The sequence below is a fragment of the Arthrobacter sp. 2YAF22_2 genome, from assembly GCF_052114645.1.
GTDB lineage: Bacteria > Actinomycetota > Actinomycetes > Actinomycetales > Micrococcaceae > Arthrobacter.
Genome location: NZ_JBFRFD010000742.1, coordinates 1 through 1,221, shown reverse-complemented (window position 1 = coordinate 1,221; position 1,221 = coordinate 1). Strand labels below are relative to the sequence as shown.

The 1,221-nt window shown below is 66.6% G+C and carries 1 protein-coding gene; it reads left to right on the top strand.

Annotated elements, in window-relative coordinates:
• The first annotated feature begins 76 nt into the window (after nt 1-76).
• Nucleotides 77-976, top strand: coding sequence for a LysR family transcriptional regulator (locus tag AB4Y86_RS19185; protein ID WP_441403711.1), 900 nt, complete (start codon nt 77-79; stop codon nt 974-976).
• Nucleotides 977-1,221: the final 245 nt, after the last annotated feature.

Sequence of the window (1,221 nt, the reverse complement as noted above, 5' to 3'; positions counted from 1 at the left end):
CCCTGTTACAGTGCAATCAAGGAGAAAAACTGAAGATGCCATGTGCGCAGATGCACATGGCGGAAAGATGGAGGGCATGAAGAGGCTCCCGAGTCCGGACGACCTGCTGATCCTGCTAACCGTGGCGCGGCTGGGCCGGTTCAACGCGGTCGCGGAGACCCTGGGCACCACGCACACCACCATCTCGCGGCGGATCCTCGCCCTGGACAAACAACTTGGTGGCCGGACGCTAGAGCGCAGCCCGCACGGCTGGGAGCTTACCGAGCTTGGAGCCCAGGCGGTGGCGGCCGCGGAAGCCATCGAGGGGACGCTGGGTGCGCTGACCGGCCGGATCGCCCGACGGGAGGACGTGCTCTCCGGCCTGGTCCGGATCAGCACCCCGGACGGCTTCGGCGCCGAATTCGTCACCCCGGCCTTGGTCCGGCTGCAGCAGGACCACCCCTCGCTGAACGTGGAAATGCTCAGCGCCACCCGGAAGGTAAGCCAGAACCGGTCCGGGGTTGACCTCGAGGTGGTGGTCGGCAACCTGGACGTCAGCAACGCCCAGACCATCTTCCTTTCCAACTACTTCCTCCGGCTCTACGCGAGCCCGGAGTACGAGCGCGAGCGCGGGCTTCCGGAGACGCTCGACGACGTCCGGCAGCACGGCTTTGTCTCTTACGTCGAATCAGCCCTGCAGGTCGCCGAACTTGGCCACCGGTCCACCCAGCTACCGATGCCGCGCTCCAGCTTCCAAGCCACCAGTATTTTCGCCCAGCTCGAGGCGGTCAGTCGGGCCGCGGGGATCGGGCTGCTGCCCAACTTCCTCGTAGTCGGCAAGCCAGGGTTCGTGCCGGTCCTGCCGGACGACTTCCAGCGCCAGCTGCCGATCTGGGCGGTGGCCCGGTCGGAATCGCTGCGGTCGGCACCGGTGCAGGCGGTGGTGGCGGCCGTCCGGGCCGAGATCGCCGAACGCCAGGACGTGCTGGCAGGCTGACCCGGGCGCGCTGCGTTTACGGCGGCGGCCTGCTTTACCGGCGGCCGTCCATGTCCGATGTCGTCAGCCCGAACTGTTCAGAGTCCGCCCGGCCCACTACTTGCCCGCAAAGGGAACCCTGACCGGGACGTTCGAGCGACCCTAAGCCAAATCCGGCCTATGACTTTCGGCGGTAAATGGGGGGTCTTTTGCGGCGCTATTTGGCGTTGTAGACGCCGCGTSCTGCAGGACCCGTGATACTCAGG

Bases quoted from the DNA above. Each gene is read 5' to 3' on its own strand.
- AB4Y86_RS19185 (WP_441403711.1), top strand. From the start codon at position 77: ATGAAGAGGCTCCCGAGTCCGGACGACCTGCTGATCCTGCTAACCGTG.